At 49.0% G+C, this 18,449-nt stretch carries 16 protein-coding genes; 9 read left to right on the forward strand and 7 right to left on the reverse strand.

Going from position 1 to position 18,449, the window contains the following annotated elements; translation table 11 throughout:
- Positions 1-8: 8 nt before the first annotated feature.
- The 6 genes from modF to HNR50_RS16180 are packed head-to-tail and all read left to right on the forward strand — an operon-like array spanning position 9 to position 7,569.
- The gene (modF, locus tag HNR50_RS16155; protein WP_221439913.1) at positions 9-1,433 is read left to right on the forward strand and encodes a molybdate ABC transporter ATP-binding protein ModF; all 1,425 of its coding nucleotides are present in this window, start codon (positions 9-11) and stop codon (positions 1,431-1,433) included.
- Between the two features lie 12 nt (positions 1,434-1,445).
- Positions 1,446-1,616, forward strand: a complete 171-nt coding sequence (locus HNR50_RS16160) for a hypothetical protein (RefSeq protein ID WP_184747828.1) — start codon at positions 1,446-1,448, stop codon at positions 1,614-1,616.
- A 34-nt stretch (positions 1,617-1,650) separates the two neighbouring features.
- Positions 1,651-2,601, forward strand: coding sequence for a ketopantoate reductase family protein (locus HNR50_RS16165; RefSeq protein ID WP_184747829.1), 951 nt, complete (start codon positions 1,651-1,653; stop codon positions 2,599-2,601).
- A gap of 43 nt (positions 2,602-2,644) precedes the next feature.
- Entirely contained in the window at positions 2,645-3,868 is a 1,224-nt protein-coding gene (locus HNR50_RS16170) for a sensor domain-containing diguanylate cyclase (protein WP_184747830.1), read from the forward strand.
- A gap of 55 nt (positions 3,869-3,923) precedes the next feature.
- Entirely contained in the window at positions 3,924-5,609 is a 1,686-nt protein-coding gene (locus HNR50_RS16175) for a DNA repair helicase XPB (protein WP_184747831.1), read from the forward strand.
- Complete coding sequence (locus HNR50_RS16180) at positions 5,602-7,569, forward strand: hypothetical protein (protein WP_184747832.1); 1,968 nt, start codon at positions 5,602-5,604, stop codon at positions 7,567-7,569. Before HNR50_RS16175 ends, HNR50_RS16180 begins: the two co-directional genes overlap by 8 nt.
- Here the strand turns inward: HNR50_RS16180 and hydE are convergent.
- The 4 genes from hydE to xylB all read right to left on the reverse strand — a co-directional run bounded on the left by hydE (position 7,566) and on the right by xylB (position 12,007).
- A complete protein-coding gene (gene hydE / locus HNR50_RS16185; protein WP_184747833.1) occupies positions 7,566-8,675 on the reverse strand; it encodes a [FeFe] hydrogenase H-cluster radical SAM maturase HydE in 1,110 nt (369 codons plus the stop codon). The genes HNR50_RS16180 and hydE overlap by 4 nt on opposite strands.
- Positions 8,676-8,762: 87 nt before the next feature.
- Positions 8,763-9,005, reverse strand: coding sequence for a hypothetical protein (locus tag HNR50_RS16190; RefSeq protein ID WP_184747834.1), 243 nt, complete (start codon positions 9,003-9,005; stop codon positions 8,763-8,765).
- A gap of 171 nt (positions 9,006-9,176) precedes the next feature.
- Complete coding sequence (gene xylA / locus HNR50_RS16195; RefSeq protein WP_184747835.1) at positions 9,177-10,493, reverse strand: xylose isomerase; 1,317 nt, start codon at positions 10,491-10,493, stop codon at positions 9,177-9,179.
- Between the two features lie 23 nt (positions 10,494-10,516).
- The gene (gene xylB, locus HNR50_RS16200; RefSeq protein ID WP_184747836.1) at positions 10,517-12,007 is read right to left on the reverse strand and encodes a xylulokinase; all 1,491 of its coding nucleotides are present in this window, start codon (positions 12,005-12,007) and stop codon (positions 10,517-10,519) included.
- 95 nt (positions 12,008-12,102) lie between these two features.
- Here xylB and HNR50_RS16205 point away from each other — a divergent pair, with 95 nt between their 5' ends.
- Positions 12,103-12,918 carry an AraC family transcriptional regulator gene (locus HNR50_RS16205; protein WP_184747837.1) on the forward strand — a complete coding sequence of 272 codons (816 nt, stop codon included), beginning with the start codon at positions 12,103-12,105 and terminating at the stop codon, positions 12,916-12,918.
- A gap of 19 nt (positions 12,919-12,937) precedes the next feature.
- Here the strand turns inward: HNR50_RS16205 and HNR50_RS22770 are convergent, their stop codons facing one another.
- Positions 12,938-14,722, reverse strand: coding sequence for a methyl-accepting chemotaxis protein (locus HNR50_RS22770; RefSeq protein ID WP_184747838.1), 1,785 nt, complete (start codon positions 14,720-14,722; stop codon positions 12,938-12,940).
- Between the two features lie 138 nt (positions 14,723-14,860).
- Here HNR50_RS22770 and HNR50_RS16215 point away from each other — a divergent pair, with 138 nt between their 5' ends.
- Complete coding sequence (locus HNR50_RS16215) at positions 14,861-15,439, forward strand: hypothetical protein (protein WP_184747839.1); 579 nt, start codon at positions 14,861-14,863, stop codon at positions 15,437-15,439.
- A 28-nt stretch (positions 15,440-15,467) separates the two neighbouring features.
- Here the strand turns inward: HNR50_RS16215 and HNR50_RS16220 are convergent, their stop codons facing one another.
- Both HNR50_RS16220 and HNR50_RS16225 read right to left on the reverse strand, forming a co-directional pair.
- Positions 15,468-16,346, reverse strand: a complete 879-nt coding sequence (locus HNR50_RS16220) for a PfkB family carbohydrate kinase (protein ID WP_184747840.1) — start codon at positions 16,344-16,346, stop codon at positions 15,468-15,470.
- Between the two features lie 56 nt (positions 16,347-16,402).
- The gene (locus HNR50_RS16225) at positions 16,403-17,428 is read right to left on the reverse strand and encodes a threonine aldolase family protein (protein ID WP_184747841.1); all 1,026 of its coding nucleotides are present in this window, start codon (positions 17,426-17,428) and stop codon (positions 16,403-16,405) included.
- An 83-nt stretch (positions 17,429-17,511) separates the two neighbouring features.
- On the opposite strand from HNR50_RS16225, the gene HNR50_RS16230 reads away from it, so the two are divergent.
- Positions 17,512-18,408 (forward strand): TRM11 family methyltransferase, encoded by an 897-nt coding sequence (locus HNR50_RS16230; protein WP_184747842.1) that lies wholly within the window; start codon positions 17,512-17,514, stop codon positions 18,406-18,408.
- The last annotated feature ends 41 nt before the right edge of the window (positions 18,409-18,449 follow it).

Below are 18,449 nucleotides of genomic sequence, written 5' to 3' on the forward strand. Positions count from 1 at the left end.
ATAGAGATGTGAAATCATTAAAACTGACTGACTATAGTGAAGAAATACGGGGAATCGTATATCTGAGAAATATTAATCTGGAAATAGAAAAAGGAGCCGACTGGGTCTTTCTCGGTGCCAACGGTTCGGGGAAAAGCCGGTTGGGGCAGCTTATAGGCCGCCTCTGGCCGGGTAAATGCGGATACGTCTCTTTTGAAAAGGAGAGAGAGATTATTGACAGGGAGAGAAGGGAGGATGAGAGCGATATCCTCGACCGACCCGACCCCGGTCGTTCGGCTTCCCGGTTCATTCTCGAGCGGAACGGCACGGAGCAGGAAATGGCCGGTCTGGCCGAAAGATTCCGGTTTACCGATCTGCTGGACAGGGGCTTGAAGTATCTCTCAACGGGAGAACTGAGAAAAGTACTCATTGCGGAAGAGTTGATGAGCCATCCCGACCTGATGATTCTCGATGAGCCCTATGAAGGGCTTGATGTCGACTCCCGCCATGATCTGTCGCAATTGATAAACCAGCTGATGGAACAGGGGATTCAGATCATCCTGCTTCTCAACCGATTCAGTGAAATTCCCGATTCGATTGAGAATCTCGGCTATATGCAGGACAGGACTCTGGTCCTCCGGGGAGACAGGGAATTCATACTCCGGTCGGAGGAGCTTTGGAGACTCCACCATTTTCAGGGAGAATCGGTACCGCCGCTGCCTTCGACCCCCCGATCGGACGACGGGCTCTACGGCGGTCCGCTGCTGGTTAATATGAAAAATATCCGTGTCGCCTATGACGGCAGAGAGGTAATCAAAAACCTCGACTGGACCGTATTGAGGGGGCAGCACTGGAAAATTGTCGGCCCGAACGGCGTGGGGAAAAGCACTCTTTTAAGTCTGATCACAGGGGATAATCCCCAGGCCTATGCCAATGATATTTCTCTTTTCGGAATGAAAAAAGGAAGCGGTGAGACCGTATGGGATATCAAAAAACACATAGGTTACGTCTCTTCATCGCTGCAGAGAGAATATCGTGTACGGACATCGGTCAAACTGGTCATCATTTCGGGATTTTACGACTCCATAGGCGTCTATCAGCATTACAGCGAAAGTGAAGCGGGACTGGCGGAGCAATGGCTTAGACTGATAAAAATGGAAAACAAAGCCGACAGACCTTTTCAGAGTCTATCCTTCGGAGAACAGCGTCTCGTTCTCATAGCCCGCGCCATGGTGAAACACCCCCCGCTGCTCATTCTCGATGAACCCTGCCAGGGTCTCGATGAAGTGAACAGATTGATGATCCTCAAGCTCATTGATATCCTGGGTAACAAAGGGGAGACCACCCTTCTCTACGTAACTCATCACAGTGAGGACAAAATCCCTTCCATCAGGAGGGAACTGAGAATGGACTATGGGGGAAAAACATTTGAAATTGAACTGAAAGAGAGCTAAGATTAGCTAATTATGAAAGAGAAAATCGGAGAACAGTACATTCGTCTCGATCTTCTGTCATTCGAACAGGCAGAGATGGTATTGAATTACCAGAAAGACCATAAAGAAATGAAATTCGGCGACATCGCTGTATATCTCGGTTTCCTCGATAAAGATCAGATCGGAAATTCCATAAAAGAATAAGGCGGAGAATCATACTATCCCCTATAATTGCAGTATGAGAATACTGATAATCGGAGCCGGCGTAACCGGCAGCCTGTTCGCCTCTTATCTGGCCAGCAGCAGAGAAAAGCTGGAAAGGAAATTGAAGGAAAACTTTGAGCTGAAAATTCTGGCCAGAAACGATACACACAAAAGGCTGAGCGAAAATGGTCTTAAAATCCATCATGTCGTACAGAATGTCACAACCATAGACAGCATACCGGTTATAAAAACACTGGAAAGCGGAGATATCTACGATTACGTATTTGTTTTTCTCCGCAAGACCCAGATCGCCCCGTTGATGGAAGACCTGAGATCGAACCGGTCCGATCACTTCATATTTGCCGGAAATAACGGAACCGGGCTCGACGGGCTCTGCCCGCCGTTGAAAGTACAGAAGGTCAGTCTCGCTTTTGCCGGTGTCGGCGGTAAGAGAGAAGGAGATACCGTTTACTCGGTCCATGGAAAAAAGCCGGGAATCACCATAGGCGTGAATAAAAAGACAGCCAGAAAAATCAGAAAACTGGGAAAGATATTCACCTGGGCCGGTTGCTCTCTCAGGAAAACGAACCGGATGGATGCCTGGCTGAAACATCATCTGGCGCTTGTGGTCCCGCTGTCGCTGGCTCTCTACCGTGACGGAGGAGACAATGTTTCCCTTTCCGAAAACGGTGATCTGCTTCAGAAGAGCCTGAAAGCTGCAAAAGAAGGTTCAGCCGCGCTCAGGCGCCAGGGACATCCCGTTGCCCCGGGAAAGCTGAAACTCACTCTATTGATGCCCTGCGTCTTTCTCAAGAGCAGAGTCAAAAAACTGCTAGCCTCCCCCATAGGCAAGCTTCTCATATACGACCACTGTATGACGGCCCGGGAAGAGATGAGAGAATTGGCCGGAGAACTGCAGGCTCTGGTGGCGCCGGATGATAAGCCGAGAGAGAATCTGGAAGAGCTGCTGACTCAAAACAATTGACAACAGGACTGATTAGGAAGAAGATATCAGAAGCAGAAGTATCATGATTGATAAGAACTCGATATTCTCAGACATATACCTCAAACTCTCGCTGCACGACAGGAAATCTATTCTCCTCATGGGTGAAACGCCTTTTTTTGAACCGGAAAACAAAAAAAAGCTGACATCGTTTATTCATCCCGATGACAGGAAAGCCTTTTCCGATGAGCTGGAGGCGGCCCTGGATAAAGCGGAACCCTTTTTCCGGCTTTCCGACTTCAAACTCAGGGACAGGAAAGGCGACACAAAACATGTCAGCATCAGAGGCAGACTCGGGGACGGGTACTGTGAACTTTTTTTTAACGACGTATCAGCCTATTACAGAAAAATGGAAAGTCATAACGATCTGATCAACCGTTACGAACAATTGCTGCTGACTCTGAAAGAAGCCGTTTGGGAATGGGATCTGACTGATGATTCGGTCGTTTACTCCGACAGATGGTATGAAATGCTGGCTCTGTCGGCAAATGAGATTGAGGATACATTCGAATTCTGGAAAAAACTGGTCCACCCCGATGATCTGGAAAAGACAATTAAAGCTCTCAATGATCATATAAGCGGGAAAACTGATATTTACGAATGCACATACCGCATGAAAAGAAGTGACGGGACATGGATCTGGGTCAGGGACAGAGGTAAGAAGCAGCTGGACAATCACGGTTCCGCGAGACGGATGATCGGTTCCCACAGAGACATAACCGGCGAAAAATCAGTCCGGGAAAATCTGGAAAAAATGATCATAACCGATGAATTGACCAGCCTTTTCAACCGCAGGCATTATGATGCCCGGATACGCGATGAAATTCTCCGCGCCGAAAGATACGGTTCCAAATTATCCATTCTTATGATTGATATAGACCTCTTTAAACAGATCAATGACACTTACGGCCACAGAGCCGGTGATATCGCCTTGAAAGAGCTGGCGAAAACCATAAAAGGTAAAATTCGGAACACCGACTCCGCTTATAGAACAGGCGGTGAAGAATTTGTCGTGATAGCACCGCTTACCGATGAAAACAGTGCGATGAAAGCGGCGGAGCGGCTTCGCAAGGCCGTTTCGGAAATCCGCGTCGATACGGGTTTCGGTTCTTTCTCCTTCACCATAAGCCTGGGAATCACAACCCATACCAAAGGCGACACTTACAGCAGCCTGAATGAACGGGCCGATGTGGCTTTATACCTCTCAAAAGAATCAGGCCGGAACTGCGCCACCCAGAAGCTTCCTTGACCTGATTTTTCCCTTCTATTGTAAATTCAGGCTCTGTGGTTTAAAATGAACTCTTATGGTTGGAAACAGCATGAAGCCCCTGATCGTCCAGGGAGACAGTTCAATACTCCTGGAAGTTCACAATGACAGCTTTGAAGCAGCCCGGGCCGATATCAATCCTTTTTGCGAACTGGAAAAATCGCCGGAACATATACACACATACAGAATTTCCCCCCTTTCACTCTGGAACGGAGCCTCGGCGGGAATAAGGGCGGATGAAGTTCTTGAGATACTGGAAAAACACTCCCGGTATCCCATTCCCGAGAACGTCAGCTTCCGCATCCGGGATCTGATTTCCCGCTTCGGAAAACTGAAACTGACCGAAACTGAAGATCCGGCCATACTCCAGCTTCATATCGATGACAAGCTTATCGATGCGGAAATCGCCGCGAACAGAAAACTGGCCAGATATCTGACAAGACACGGCAACTCTTTTCTTCTGCAGCTTTACGACAGGGGCACCATAAAACTGGAACTGATTAAGCTGGGCTACCCGGTGGAGGATCTGGCCTCCCTCAAAAAGGGAGACCCTCTCGATTTCCATCTGCGCGATAAAAGACTGGACGGAAGCGATTTCCAGGTCAGAGAATACCAGAGGGAAGCTGCGGAAGCCTTTGTGGGCAATAACCGTCCCGGAACGGGCTTCGGCACGATTGTTCTGCCCTGCGGTTCGGGAAAAACCATCGTCGGCATGACCATAATGGACCTTCTGAAAACCAATACCCTTATTCTGACGACCAATGTGGCGGCGGTCCATCAGTGGATCGACGAACTGACTGACAAGAGCACCCTCTCCCGCGAGGAAATAGGCGAATACACCGGCGACCGGAAAGAGATTAAGGGTATAACTATCGGGACCTATCAGATACTGGTGTGGCGAAAAGACAAAGAAAGCGCCTATAAGCATTTTCAACTATTCCGGGAGAGAAACTGGGGCCTGATCATATATGATGAAGTTCATCTGCTTCCCGCACCCGTTTTCAGGGTGACCGCCGAATTGCAGACCGTTCGGAGGGTCGGATTGACAGCCACTCTCGTAAGAGAGGACGGCGCGGAGGAAAACGTCTTTTCCCTGGTTGGTCCCAAGCGCTTTGAAATCCCCTGGAAACAGCTTGAAGCCCAGGGATGGATAGCCGAGGCGATCTGTCACGAAATCCGCATAGACCTTCCGGAAGATGAAAAAATCCATTACGCCACAGCCGATCAGAGGCGGAAATTCCGCATCGCTTCAGAAAACCCGATTAAAATGGAAATCACTTCGGAGCTGATAGCCAACCACCGGGAGGATTCAATTCTCGTGATCGGACAGTATATCGATCAGCTGCAGAAAATATCCAAAGCATTAAAAGCTCCCATAATCACGGGTAAAACTCCGAACCAGGAAAGGGAGCGCATCTTCGAGGATTTCCGCCGGAAAAAAATCCATGTTCTTGTCGTATCGAAAGTGGCGAACTTCGCCATCAACCTGCCTGACGCTTCAGTGGCCATCCAGATTTCGGGAACATTCGGTTCACGCCAGGAGGAGGCTCAGAGGCTGGGAAGGATTCTGCGGCCCAAAGAAAAAAATTCCTACTTTTATTCAGTTGTCTCCCGGTATACGGTTGAAGAGGAGTACGCGGCCAACCGGCAGCAGTTTCTTACGGAACAGGGTTACAAGTATCATATAGAAATGTGGGGAAGAGACGAATTTATACATGACTAAAGATGAGGAATGGCGGAAAATCATTCTGGCCATTAACGACAACACATTCTTCGATCTCATGCGGAACTACCTGGGCAGAATAGAAACGCCCTTCAACAAGCAGGATCTGATGAACAGGCTGGTCAATTTTCTTTCCAGCAACGACATACGCGATACGCTCCTCTCACTGATAGATGAAGATGAAGCGAGACTTCTCTCCGCTGTAGGACTGACGGGCGGAGCGACGGAATCACAGCTGCGTTCCAGTTTTCCCCGATGGACCTATCTCGAACTGCTGACGCGGATCGGGAATCTGGAAGAGCGTTTTCTTATCTATCGGCGCAAGGGGATATATAATCTGACGCCCCTTTTCGAGGAAGAACTGCAACGGGATTACATTTCCCCTTCTCTCCTTATCAAAACGGAGGAAGCCGCTGCGGGATTCGATCCCCCCTTATGGTTCTGCGATCCTCTGATGATAGCCCTCTACTCCTTCTTCCGTTCCGACAGCAATCTGATAAAAATCGACGGCTCTGTCAAAAAGAGGGGCTCCGACAAACTGGAAGAACTTTTCCCCCATGTTTTCGCCGGAGACGAAGGGCTCGAACGGTTCAATCTGGTTTTGAAAATGCTGACAAATCTCCATCTTCTTGAAATCATAGAAGGGGATATTTCCCTCAATCATGGTGAGTGGATCCGTTTGGCCGATAGACCGGAGAGAGACCGATACAGCCTCTATTACGGAGCCGCGCTGGCGGACAGTCCCGCAGGCGTTGCCGCCATGGCTGACTTCTTTGTGCGGTTTTTCAAAAACTTTCCCGAAGGCCGATCAGTCTACAGCGATTCACTGGCACCGTACTTCCTTATTTTCTGTTCTACCGGACCGGCTTTTCATCCGGAGAAAGTGCAGAAAATCCTCTGTGATCTCAATATTCTGGTCCATTCGGGACAGGGTCTCAAATTAAACGGGATACTTCAATTCAGAGAGGAGAATTCCCCACATGATGATCACCCCCTGATCGTCCAGCCCAATTTTGAAGTGACAGTCAGACAGACCGCATCTCTCGGCGATCTGATCGAAACGGCCGGAGCACTGGATTTGATCCAATACGATCTCTACTCCCGTTTCAGCCTGACCAGAAAAAGCTTTCTGAGAGCTTTCAGCGGCGGATTAACTCCGGTTCAGTTAAGGGACCATCTGGAAACCCTCAGCGGTAAGGACATTCCTCAGAATATATCCATCTCTCTTGACGACTGGGCCAGCGAGCATGAAAAAGTCATGATCTATAAAGGGACGGTTATGAAAGTGGCCGAGGACAAGAGAATCTTTATTGAAAAAACTGATGTGCTCAAACCATTCATTCTCGAAGTGCTGGCCGATGGCGTGTATATGATGAAAGAGGGATATGAGCGCCAATGGCTGGAAGCTCTGGAAAACCTCTCCATAACCCCAAGAGTTATGGACAGTTCGCTAGAGAAGAAGGAAGAGTTCAATACTCCCGTACTGACAAAGCATTTCAACTGGAAACTGACTACCCGGTCTCTTTGGAATCAGACTTTCAGAGAGGATTCAGAGAAAGGGACAGAGCTGACAGAAAAGCTGCTGAAGATTCTCGATAAGAGCGGAATAAAAGGCGATGAGAAAAAGGAGCTGGAAGCGAGAATAAGAAGGAAGCTGATCTTTCATCCTAATCAAATCAACAAGGGAATTGTCCGTCCTGAGATTACCGAAGCGCGGGGAATGAATTTTCAGGGGAAGGTCCGTCTCGTCGAATCGGCCCTGCAGAACAGCTCCGACAGACTGGAACTGACATATTTTTCAGGAGGAGATGCGCGGAGTATTCTCGTTCAGCCTCTGGAGTTGAAAAAAGAGGAAAACGACAGGATCCTCGAAGGGAGAATACTCCCCGACGAAGAACCGATTGTACTCAGGGTCAGCAAGATCTCAAAAATACGAAAAATCAGAAGCTCTCTTTTTTAGCATACATTGGCTTCAAGCTGCGCCTTTCGCGCGGCATAATGTTTCGAATCACCCCACTGATCGAATGCAACATCTCTCCCGATCGACCGGACTCTGCCCAGAAGGCAGCTCTTGCACTCCTGCCGCCCTTCATCCATGCAGGGTTTCCCTTCATAGAGTTTATAGCTGGAGCGAACCTCTGTGGGTGTAATGTTGGGCATGGTGACATTGGCACCATAGGAAAGCCCTCTCTCCCGGCCGTCTGGCACAACTGCCTGCAGAGCCGTGGTGGCGGCTATATTCACATCTTTGAGAACAATCCGGCAGACTGCAATCATATTGAGCGACAGCTGCAGAAGCTCATCCTTCTCCATTTGACCTTCTGATGCCATAGGGGTCTGATTGTGAACGAGATAGGGTCCCATTCCGATCATATCGATGTCCTTTTCCTTAAAAAAAAGAATATCCCTGGCCAGCATGGCTGTTGTCTGACCGGGAGAGCCGATCATGACTCCCGTCCCGACCTGAAATCCCGCTTCTTTGAGATAATCGAGGCAGAGTATCCTCTCTTCAAGCTTCTGGGAAGCGGGATGGAGAGACTGATAGAGTTCTTCATTTGTCGTTTCAATGCGGAGGAGATAGCGATGGGCTCCCGCGGCAAAAAACCGCCTGTAAGTTTCAAGGCTCTGCTCTCCGACGCTGAGGGTGATGCCGACACCTTCGGGAAGCTTTTCCGATCGGGTTTCCTTCTTGATTTCCCTGATGAGATCTTCCACATAATCGACAAAAGCGGGATCCCGCCTTTCTCCCGACTGAAGCACGACCGAACCGTAGCCCTGATCGGCGCACCATTTCGCCGAAGAGACAACCGTCTCGCGATCGAGACTGTAGCGGTCCACCTGTTTATTGCTTTTGCGGATGCCGCAATAGTGGCAGTCGAGGGCGCAGATATTGGAAAACTCAACGATTCCTCTGTAGTAGACGGAATCGCCGATATGAGAGTTGAGAATTTCATTGGCTCTGTTTTTCAACCGCTCCACATCTTCGGTGTTTCTGAGAGAGAGCAGTTTTTCGATATCCTGCACCGTGTAGTTTTTTTTATATAGAAGATCGTTCAGATCAGACAATGTTCACTCCTCCTGCGGTGAAAACATTCTTCACCATGATAGTGAACTTAGTCAAGGTTGATTCAGCTCGAATTGATATAATTTTATCTATTTAATCTGGCAGTGGATATAGAGTTCTTCCATCTCGCTATTCAGAAGCTCCTCTTCCCTTTTGGTGATCAGGCTATCCTCCTGAAGAGCTTTAATGCACTCTTTAATCCCGCTGATTCCGGCGTAAAGGCAGGCGAGTTCGCCGATGTCTTCGGGGTTGTGTTCCATAACCCAGTCAATTTTTTTCAGGTAATTTTGAGCGGCTCTCTGAATGCTCTGTGCGGCAGTACTTTTAATCATGACAACCTCCTGTCACGGAGGATCCCGTCTTTTACGGGACTTCCACTTTAAATTCTATTGTCACGAACCGGCTTTTTCAACAAAAAAAAGGGGGGACTGCTCCGTTCCCATCATCAAACAACGGAACAGTCCCCGGAAAAAACGAAAAAGGAGACTATCTTATATACTTTATCAACCGAACATATATCGGTTAAGCATATTCTCTATCATTTCCTGCTTACCACTGATCTGGGGCACAGGAGCGTCGGCAGCGGCGAAATCGCGTAGATCTTCCAGAGTCATCTTGCCCTGTTCGAACTCGAGACCTTTGCCTGTATTGAAAGACTCGTATCTCTTGTCGAGCATAGCGGCCAGTTTGCCGTCCTGATTGATTTTATCAGTTACTTCAAGAGCCAGAGCAAAAGTATCCATACCGCCGATATGGGCATGGAAGAGGTCTTCCAGGTCGGTGGAGTTTCTTCTCACCTTCGCATCGAAGTTGAGTCCGCCCGATCCGAGCCCGCCGTTGTCCATGATAACCATCATGGCTTTAAGCGCGTCGTAGACATTGGTGGGGAACTGGTCCGTATCCCATCCGTTCTGAGGATCACCGATATTGGCATCTACCGATCCGAGAAGTCCCGCGTCGGCAGCCACTCTCAGCTCATGATCGAATGAATGTCCGGCCAGAGTCGCGTGGTTGGCCTCGATATTGAGTTTGAAATCCTTTTCCAGTCCGTGCTCTTTCAGGAAACCGATAACAGTTGCCGAGTCCACATCGTACTGGTGCTTTGACGGTTCCATGGGTTTCGGTTCGATGAGGAACGTTCCCTTGAATCCGATTTTTCTACCGTAATCTCTTGCCAGAGTGAGGAACTGAGCCATATGCTCCAGTTCTTTTTTCATATTGGTGTTGAGAAGGCTTGTGTACCCTTCCCTTCCGCCCCAGAATACGTAATTCTCACCGCCGAGGATCACATTCGCGTCAAGAGAGGCTTTGATCTGGGCTGCCGCTCTGGCGAGGATTCTGAAATCGGGGTTTGTGGAAGCTCCGTTCATATAGCGGGGATGAGAGAAGGCATTGGCCGTGTTCCACAGTAGTTTGACACCGGTGGCTTTCTGTCTTTCCAGGAGCAGTTCCGTTGTCTTTTTATAGTTAGCTTCATATTCGGTAACCGAATCCGCATCGGGAGACGCGTCTATGTCGTGGAAGCAGTAATAGGGAGCACCCACTTTTGTAATGAATTCAAAGGCTGCATCGGCTTTTTCCTCGGCGTTCTTCCAGGGATGGACAATCGTTCCGTTTCCGAAAGGATCGCTTCCGTCTGCGCAGAATGTGTGCCAGTAGGCAACGGCAAAACGCAGATGCTCTTTCATCGTCTTTCCGGCGATGACTTTGTTCTCATCGTAGAATTTGAAGGCCAGGGGATTGTCCGATCCTCTGCCTTCGAATTTGATCTTTCCGATTCCCGGAAAATATTCTTTGTTTCCTTTGTAGATTTCTGACATATGTCTGACTCCTTATTTATGATTTACTTGAATACAACACTCAGGGTGTTCATATATTTAGTGTATTTTTCATACACCTTATCGTACTTCTCCGCATCGGACCCCGGTTCGTAGCGGAAGAGTTCCGTACCGCTGCAATGCTCATCAGTGAGTTTCTTAATCTCTTTTTCACCGCCGTGGATATGGTTATAAGCCCAGAGAGCCTGAACTGCTCCGCCCATGGCTGCCGCTTCGGCATTATCAGTCACAATGATGGGAGTCCGGAGAATGTCAGCGGCAATCTGACGCCATCTGAGACTTTTCGATCCGCCTCCGGTCAGAATGATTTCAGCCGGTTTAAAACCGAGTCTGACAAAACTGTCCAGGCCCACCTTCATCCCGAAAATGGCCGCTTCCATAGAGGCCCGTATGATATTCGCTTCGGTCACATTGGTCATGTTCATACCGATGAGAGATCCCTCCCCGTTGGGAAAGTTAGGAGTTCTCTCGCCGTTAAAGTAAGGCAACATGATCAATCCCCCGCTGCCCGCACCGGCTTCCTCTGCCAATCTGTCGATTTTATCCACCTCGATTTTCAGGAGCTTGCGCATCACTTCCGTGGCGACAGTGCAGTTCATGGTACAGAGAAGAGGCAGCCATCCTCCTGTGGAGGAACAGAAAGCCGCGATATTGCCTTCGGGATCGATAATCGGTTTGTCCGAATAACCGAACATGGTTCCCGAAGTTCCCAGGCTCATGGTCATGACGCCATCGGCGACGGCTCCCGTCCCGATGGCGGCTATCATATTATCCCCGCCGCCGGAGGAAACGAGAATGCCTTCGGGCAGCCCGAATAGTTCTGAAGCCTCTTTCGTGACATATCCAGCCGGTTCGTGAGCTTCAATCAAGCGGGGCAGAGCTTCCGAGAGATCCCGAACCGGATCGAGTGCTGCCAGCACATCTTCGCTCCATGTCCTTTTTCTCACATCGAGCAGGGCCGTTCCCGAAGCGTCTCCGTATTCCATGACTTTTTCGCCGGTGAGCCGGTAGTTCATGTAGTCATGGGGAAGGAGGATGGTGTCCATGCGATCATAGAGATTTTTATGATTTTCCTTGAGCCACAGGATCTTGGAAGCCGTATAGCCGGCCAGAACGGGATTGCCCGCTTTCTCAATTATGCCATCGAAACCGCCGGCTTTGCTGTTGATTTTATCGCATTGATCCTGCGTGGCCGTATCGCACCAGAGCTTGACGGGACGGAGGACCTGTCCATCTTTATCGAGAGGAACAAATCCGTGCTGCTGTCCTGAAACACCGACGGCAATCGCCGAATCCCGGACCTCTTTATCTATTTCACCGAAAGCTTTGACGGCGGCATCTATCCACCACCGGGCTTCCTGCTCTCTCGTTCCGTCATCGGCGCTGATCATATCATGAGGCGCCGAAGCGGAGGCGATGATCTTTTTATTTTCAAAATCGTAAAAGAGAACTTTGGTACTCTGGGTTCCCAGATCGATTCCCACAATGGTTTTCACTTTGTTATCCTCTTTGCTTTTATGATCCCAGTATTATCCCGAATTTCCCATTAAAGAATGGACAGAAATGACAAAACATACATATTATTGACATTATGGAAATAAAAGATGCGGTTTTCGTCTATCAGATGATTGAGGAAAAAGAGGTGGAGTGGCACAGCCGTATCCACAATCATGATCAGAGAGAGTACGAAATTCACTACTTTCTTCAGGGGGAGGGTAAATTCAGAACCGGCGCGACAACATACAACATTTCCAAAGGGTCACTGTTTCTGACCGCCCCTTTTGAAGAGCACACCATAACCAGCACAAACCTGACCCGCCCTCTCACCTACTACGCCGTTCTCATAAAAACCGACCCCCGGGATTTCGAGATCGAAGATCTGCTCAGGAAAGAGTTGCAGAACAGCAATTATTACAATATCGGGACCAATTACCGCTTTTTCTTCGAGGAATTGAGAGAGAAAGGACTTTCGGAGAACAGCAATCTCAGGAAATCAGCCTATCATCAGTTGCTCTCCTTTCTCTATCAGCTATCGGAAGATGAGCTGATGACGGGAAGCGGCAACAGGGAGAGCGTTCATATTGAAAAAGCCCTGATGATGATGCAGAACAACATATTCTCCGAAGTGACTCTGGCCGATATAACGGAAAAACTCAAAATCACCGACGCCTATTTCATCCGCCTGTTCAAAAAGAAGATGAAAACGACGCCGATGAAATACTATACAAAACTGAAGGTGGAAGCGGGCGCCTCCATGCTGATATCAAGCTCTCTCAAGGTATACGAAATTGCCGACCGGCTCAATTTCTATTCAGAATTTCACTTCAGCCGGGTTTTCAAGCAGCACACGGGAGTCTCTCCGAGACAGTACAGGAACGAATACAGACAGATTACCGGCAATTCCTGAATTGCCTACAGGAATTTTCTCAGTCCGGTTCCTCAAGCAATTCCAGATCATCGGGATCTTCAAAATCTGAAAGCTCTTCCGGTGTGCCCGCCTCGAAAATCTCTTCGGAGCCGGGCAGTTCGTTCGAATCCGTCACAGTCAGCCTTTCGAGCATTTCTGAAAATTCACTCAGCTGATCCTGTTTCTCAAGTCTCATGGAACACCCCAGGCGATAGATATTGCCGTCCATTTCCACCCGCCTCGGCGTAAAAACAATGTCAATACCGCTCTTATCCGTAAACCCGAGAGGAAAAACGACCTGGGCATGAACTTCACAATTTAATTCAAAGTTGAAATCGCTGTAGAGAAGAAGGCCGGAAAGAGATAAATCCCCCAGATGACCGATGAATTTTTCTCCCTGAAAGACCTCCAGGTTGTACAGCAGCCCGCGGCGCTCCTCTTTCCGGCCCAACTGATCGAGAAGCCTTTTTTTACTGAAACGCACATGTTTGACCGCATAGAGAAGTTCTTTACCTCCCACTTTGAGGTAAGTGGCCAGCTGAGAAAGGATTTGCGCAGTACGCGAGGTCTCTTCTGCTCCCTTCGAGGCCTGACGGACATCTTTAAGAATGGCTTCATAACCGCTCGACTGTTCCTTCAGCGATTCGGCAAAACCGTTTATCCGGTCCTGGGATCGACCGGCAACAGCAAGATTTTCTTTAATAATCCGGCTCTGTTCTTCGAACTGGTTCTGAAAATCCTTCATGGCATCACTGAGTTTCTGTGTTTTTCCGCTGATCTCACCGAGAATGCTTCTCGCTTCGTCGCCGAAGTTCCGCACTTTGTGAATTCTCTCGACTCCGTTCTTCCAATACCGGTTATTCTCATTAATGCTTTGGCTGGTTTCCTTAAGGTAAAGCCCTACTTCCTGAATCGAATCTCTGGAATACTCCGAAAGCTTCCGGACTTCCGATGCGATTACAGCAAATCCTTGTCCAGACTTCCCGGCCCTGGCCGCTTCAATCGATGCATTGGTCGCGAGGATATGTGTTCTTTCGGCTATATCCTCCAGATTGTCTATGACATGGCCGACCCGGGAGGTCTGATCACTCATGTGTTCCATGCTTCTCTCAAGGTTTTTCATAGCTCCGGTTAAATCGGCGACCACATCGGCAGATTGTCCGATGCTGACAAGACCGCTGTCGGCGGCTTCTGTTGCAGAGCGGGTGTCCTGAGTAAGACGGAGCAGGTTTCCGGCGGCGTCGGAGGACCGTTCCGCCAGTCCTTTATAGACATGGGAGGATTGGCTGAGCTGTTCCAGGATTTCGGAAATATCCCTGTCGAGTCTACTCAATGAATCCTGAAATAGCTTCACCTGTCCGTAGATCCTTTCCATTCCCTCCGATTGTTCTATCGATTGACCGGACATATGACGGGCCGAAAAAAAGATATCGGAAGCGAAGAGATTGAATTTTTTCGTAGACCGGGAAATATCCAGAAAAACAGAATTAAGATGGGTCGTAAAATCATTGAGTTTTCCCCCGACATCGCTGTCGGGGTCTGTCCCGGAAAATGATTTTACCAGGTCGATATTGTTCTTTCCGTTGATTTGTGACAGATAGCTGACAATGCTGTTAACATCTTTCCGGTCATAACGGAGATTAATAAAGAGAACCAGAAAGGCTGATAATGGATTAATAACTAGAATGGCGACCAAACTGAGCTCTGTATTTTGAGGAACGAGAAAAACAAAAACCAGGAGATTCTCAAGAATAAGGATTAGAAATGAGAGGAGAAGGCGAATACGATTTTTTGCTATAATCACAATTCAATATTATAACTTCAGCAGTAGCCCTGCAAATTCAATAAGAAAGATTCTCAAAATGAATAACATTAACCGGGATAATTTGTTTTACAGTTACAGTAAGTTTACAATAGAAATAGAAAACTGGAGTTTATCGAGATGCCTGAGAATAGAAACAAATATGCTCCAGCAGCCCTTGCTGCTGGAGCATTATTATCCGTGCTGGCCCTTATCACCCCACAGTCTGAGATCGTCATTTCAGTCATTATTAGGCTGATGGCCGCAGCGATAGCCCTTTATTATTCCATTAAGCTCAGGGAATGGAAGCTTCTTCTCCTCATGGCCATGTATATCCTTATGTCTATCAGACAGATTCTGACTCTCTTTATGTGGATCGGCCTGATCGAGACAACCGGATCTTCCAGGTTTATAAGCGAACTGCCGGGATTTCTTGTCACTTTGCTGACTCTTATAACAATTATCTATATCGGGAATGAACTATCGAGAGAAAGGAAGATTATTCTCAAACAGAATAGCCATATCGATAAACTGTCCGGACTCCTTCCGATCTGCTCCAAATGCAAAAGGATCCGGGACGACGAAGGATACTGGAAACAGATCGAATCCTATATCGAACAGCATTCCGAAACCCAGTTTACTCATGGATTATGCGAAGATTGCGCAGACGAGCTTTACGGCAATGAAAAATGGTATAAAAAGATGAGAGATGACTCTTGAGCTTGAGACAGGACTCTCAACGGGACAATCAGTCCTTCAGTTCTGCAGCAAAGGGAATGGAATCCATAGCCCCGGGCCGCGATACCGTTACCGCAGAAGCTTCAGCCGCCATCTCCATAGCCTTTCGGACATCTGTACCGTCGATCCTCGCAGCCAGATAGTACCCCAGAAATGTATCGCCGGCAGCAGTCGTATCCACAGCATCAGCTTTTACAGCCGGTACATGGATCCTTTCGTCATCACAGCCGTAATAGGCTCCTTCTACTCCGGCCGTCATGACAATGTCCTTCCCCGGGAACAGCCGTGTCAGCTTATCCAGAATTTCTTCAAAAGCCCCGGATGCGCCGGCCAGCCCGGCGCCTTCGTGTTCATTGACGATGAGGATGTCCACCAGATCGAGAGGCCAGGAGAGAATAGAGGAATCGAAGGGAGCCGGGTTGATGCAGATCCTCATCCCCTTTTCTCTGGCTCTCCGGATAATGCCTTCGGTTCCGTTGATTTCATTCTGAAGGACAAGATAATCTCCCTCACTAAAAGAAGAGAGCGTTTGCTCAATATCCTTCTCCTCTATCTTCCGGTTGCCTCCGGCCGATAGAATGATGGAATTTTCCCCACGGGGCGTCAGCTGGATGATGGCCTGTCCCGAAGGACCGTCATAGACTTTGACGAAATCGGTGTTGACGCCGTAGGAATTCAGTTTATCCAGAAGCCACCGCCCGTCCTCTCCGATCTTTCCGCCATGAAAAACCTCGGCCCCGGCTTTGGACAGGGCGACGGACTGGTTAGCGCCTTTGCCCCCGGCAAAGTATTCCACATCTCCCCCGGAGAGAGTTTCCCCAGGCAGGATGATATGATCGACCCGGAAGACCAGATCGATATTGAGGGAACCGAAATTGAGGATTTTCACAGCAGCGCTCCTTGACGTTTATCTCTGACAGCTTTCCACCATCAATTTTTCCCAAATCACAAGTTCAAATTTGTAAGGATTTTACAAACCTCATCGACTTCATCGGAAGAGATTTCCAGACTTGTCACAAAACGGATCTCATTATGAGCCGAAGCGATGGCCCGGACACCTTTAGACGCCATCTTCTCATTCACAGAAGAAGCCTGCCCGTCCGCTGTATAGGCAAAGACAATATTAGTCTCCACTTTGGACAGATCCACAGTGATTCCCGGGAAGGCATCGAGAGTTTCCGCAAGTTTAAGACAGTTGGCGTGATCTACCGCCAGCCTATCCACATGGTTTTCCAGAGCATAGATTCCCGCTGCCGCCAGAATGCCGGCCTGACGCATACCGCCGCCGAGCATTTTCCTGACAACCCTCGACCGCTCGATGAACTCTTTCGTCCCGCAGAGCATGGAACCGACAGGCGCTCCCAGGCCTTTGGAGAGACAGAAAGTGACAGAGTCGGTGTAGGAGGAAATTTCCGCCGCCGACATTCCCGACGCCGTAACGGCATTGAAGAGGCGGGCTCCGTCCATATGGATCTTCAGACCGTAATCGTCGGCAAATGCCCTGACTTCGGCCAGATCATCTTTGCGCCAGTAGATTCCGCCGGCGAAATTGTGGGTGTTCTCCACCTCGATCATGCTCGTATGGGCGATATCGTAATCGTCTTTCTTGATCATGGGCTCCATGGCGGACCGCTTCATGATGCCCCGGTCTCCCGGAACCGAAATAGGCATGCATCCCGCTACAGCAGCAGCTCCCCCCACTTCATGGTGGATTGTGTGGGCCTGCTCATGCATGAGCACTTCATTGCCTCTGCCGCCCGCCACATAGAGGGCTATCAGATTGGCCATGGAACCGGAAGGGACAAAGAGGGAAGCCTCTTTTCCCGTCAGTTCGCTGCACATATCCTGAAGACGGTTAACCGTTTTGTCTTCAGCGTAAACATCATCACCCACTTCCGCTTCGTACATGGCTTTTCTCATGGCATCGGTAGGTTTTGTAAAAGTATCGCTTCTCAATTCGTATTGTTTCATATCTGTCGATTTTATCATGGATATAAACCGCGGAACAGAGAATAGACGTTGATTTCTTTCACCGGAGCCTGTACTTTGACTCCATGATATGGGTTCACAGAAATTATCCCGACGGTTTTGACGATCTCTCCAAAGCGGAAATGCTGGCCTGCGGCCTGACTCAGGTTTCAAAGCGCTTTTTTACCGGCGAAACTTTCAACCTCGAAGCGAGCGCTTACGCAGGGTTTTCCGTTGAAGAGATGATAAGAGGCCATTCTGCCGAAGAGATTATCAGGGATTTTCCCGGTGAGATCCCCTCCCCTTTCCGCATGGAAAAACTGGTGGGAACCTACCGGTATGGTTCCAGGACCTATGCCCTTCTGGCCCATAAATACAAAAAGGGAGATATCCGGGCCTCCGATCCCGCATCGATCATCCTCGTTTTCACACCTGATAACGGTAAGACATGGATCGCCGGTTACCTGAAAGAGAAAAAAAACAGTCTGGTGGAAAAGCTCTCCTCGGTCAGCGGCCGGACCTCGGTCTCCCTTTCGGCCCAGGCGGCCCTGGCCATGGTGCATCTGGCGCCGGGCAACCCTGTCATTGATCCCTGCTGCGGCACAGGGCTGATTCCGCTGGCTTCGGTCCTGCTCGGAAGAGAGACTCTGGCCGCTGACAACAACTATAAAATGATACGCCATGCCAGACAGAACAGAGACGAGCTGAATCTGAACCTGGAAATTCCCCGCAAAGACGCCTTTGAACCCTGGCATGACGGCGGATGCCTTGTCAGTGATTTCCCCGCCGACAGAAACTGGACGACCTCCGAAAAGGACCTGGGTCTTCAGCTCTTTAGAGCCTGGATACCCCATATAAGCAGTTTCTGCGTAATCCTGCCGGAGAAAGTCGTTGAGAAGCTTCCACGGACAATACAAATCAGCTCATTAGTGCCCTTTACTGCGAACCGGTCGATTGTGGTAGGTACAGTAAAAAACGGCTAAAGAAAACGAAAGCTTATTCGTCAGTCATAACAAATCATTAA

Source organism: Spirochaeta isovalerica (assembly GCF_014207565.1).
GTDB classification, from domain to species: domain Bacteria; phylum Spirochaetota; class Spirochaetia; order DSM-2461; family DSM-2461; genus Spirochaeta_F; species Spirochaeta_F isovalerica.

What these genes read in the sequence shown, in the direction of transcription:
- HNR50_RS16160 (WP_184747828.1), top strand. Translation starts at nt 1,446, where the DNA reads ATGAAAGAGAAAATCGGAGAACAGTACATTCGTCTCGATCTTCTGTCA.
- HNR50_RS16165 (WP_184747829.1), top strand. Translation starts at nt 1,651, where the DNA reads ATGAGAATACTGATAATCGGAGCCGGCGTAACCGGCAGCCTGTTCGCC.
- HNR50_RS16170 (WP_184747830.1), top strand. Translation starts at nt 2,645, where the DNA reads ATGATTGATAAGAACTCGATATTCTCAGACATATACCTCAAACTCTCG.
- HNR50_RS16175 (WP_184747831.1), top strand. Translation starts at nt 3,924, where the DNA reads ATGGTTGGAAACAGCATGAAGCCCCTGATCGTCCAGGGAGACAGTTCA.
- HNR50_RS16180 (WP_184747832.1), top strand. Translation starts at nt 5,602, where the DNA reads ATGACTAAAGATGAGGAATGGCGGAAAATCATTCTGGCCATTAACGAC.
- HNR50_RS16190 (WP_184747834.1), bottom strand. Translation starts at nt 9,005, where the DNA reads ATGATTAAAAGTACTGCCGCACAGAGCATTCAGAGAGCCGCTCAAAAT.
- xylA (WP_184747835.1), bottom strand. Translation starts at nt 10,493, where the DNA reads ATGTCAGAAATCTACAAAGGAAACAAAGAATATTTTCCGGGAATCGGA.
- HNR50_RS16205 (WP_184747837.1), top strand. Translation starts at nt 12,103, where the DNA reads ATGGAAATAAAAGATGCGGTTTTCGTCTATCAGATGATTGAGGAAAAA.
- HNR50_RS16215 (WP_184747839.1), top strand. Translation starts at nt 14,861, where the DNA reads ATGCCTGAGAATAGAAACAAATATGCTCCAGCAGCCCTTGCTGCTGGA.
- HNR50_RS16225 (WP_184747841.1), bottom strand. Translation starts at nt 17,428, where the DNA reads ATGAAACAATACGAATTGAGAAGCGATACTTTTACAAAACCTACCGAT.
- HNR50_RS16230 (WP_184747842.1), top strand. Translation starts at nt 17,512, where the DNA reads ATGATATGGGTTCACAGAAATTATCCCGACGGTTTTGACGATCTCTCC.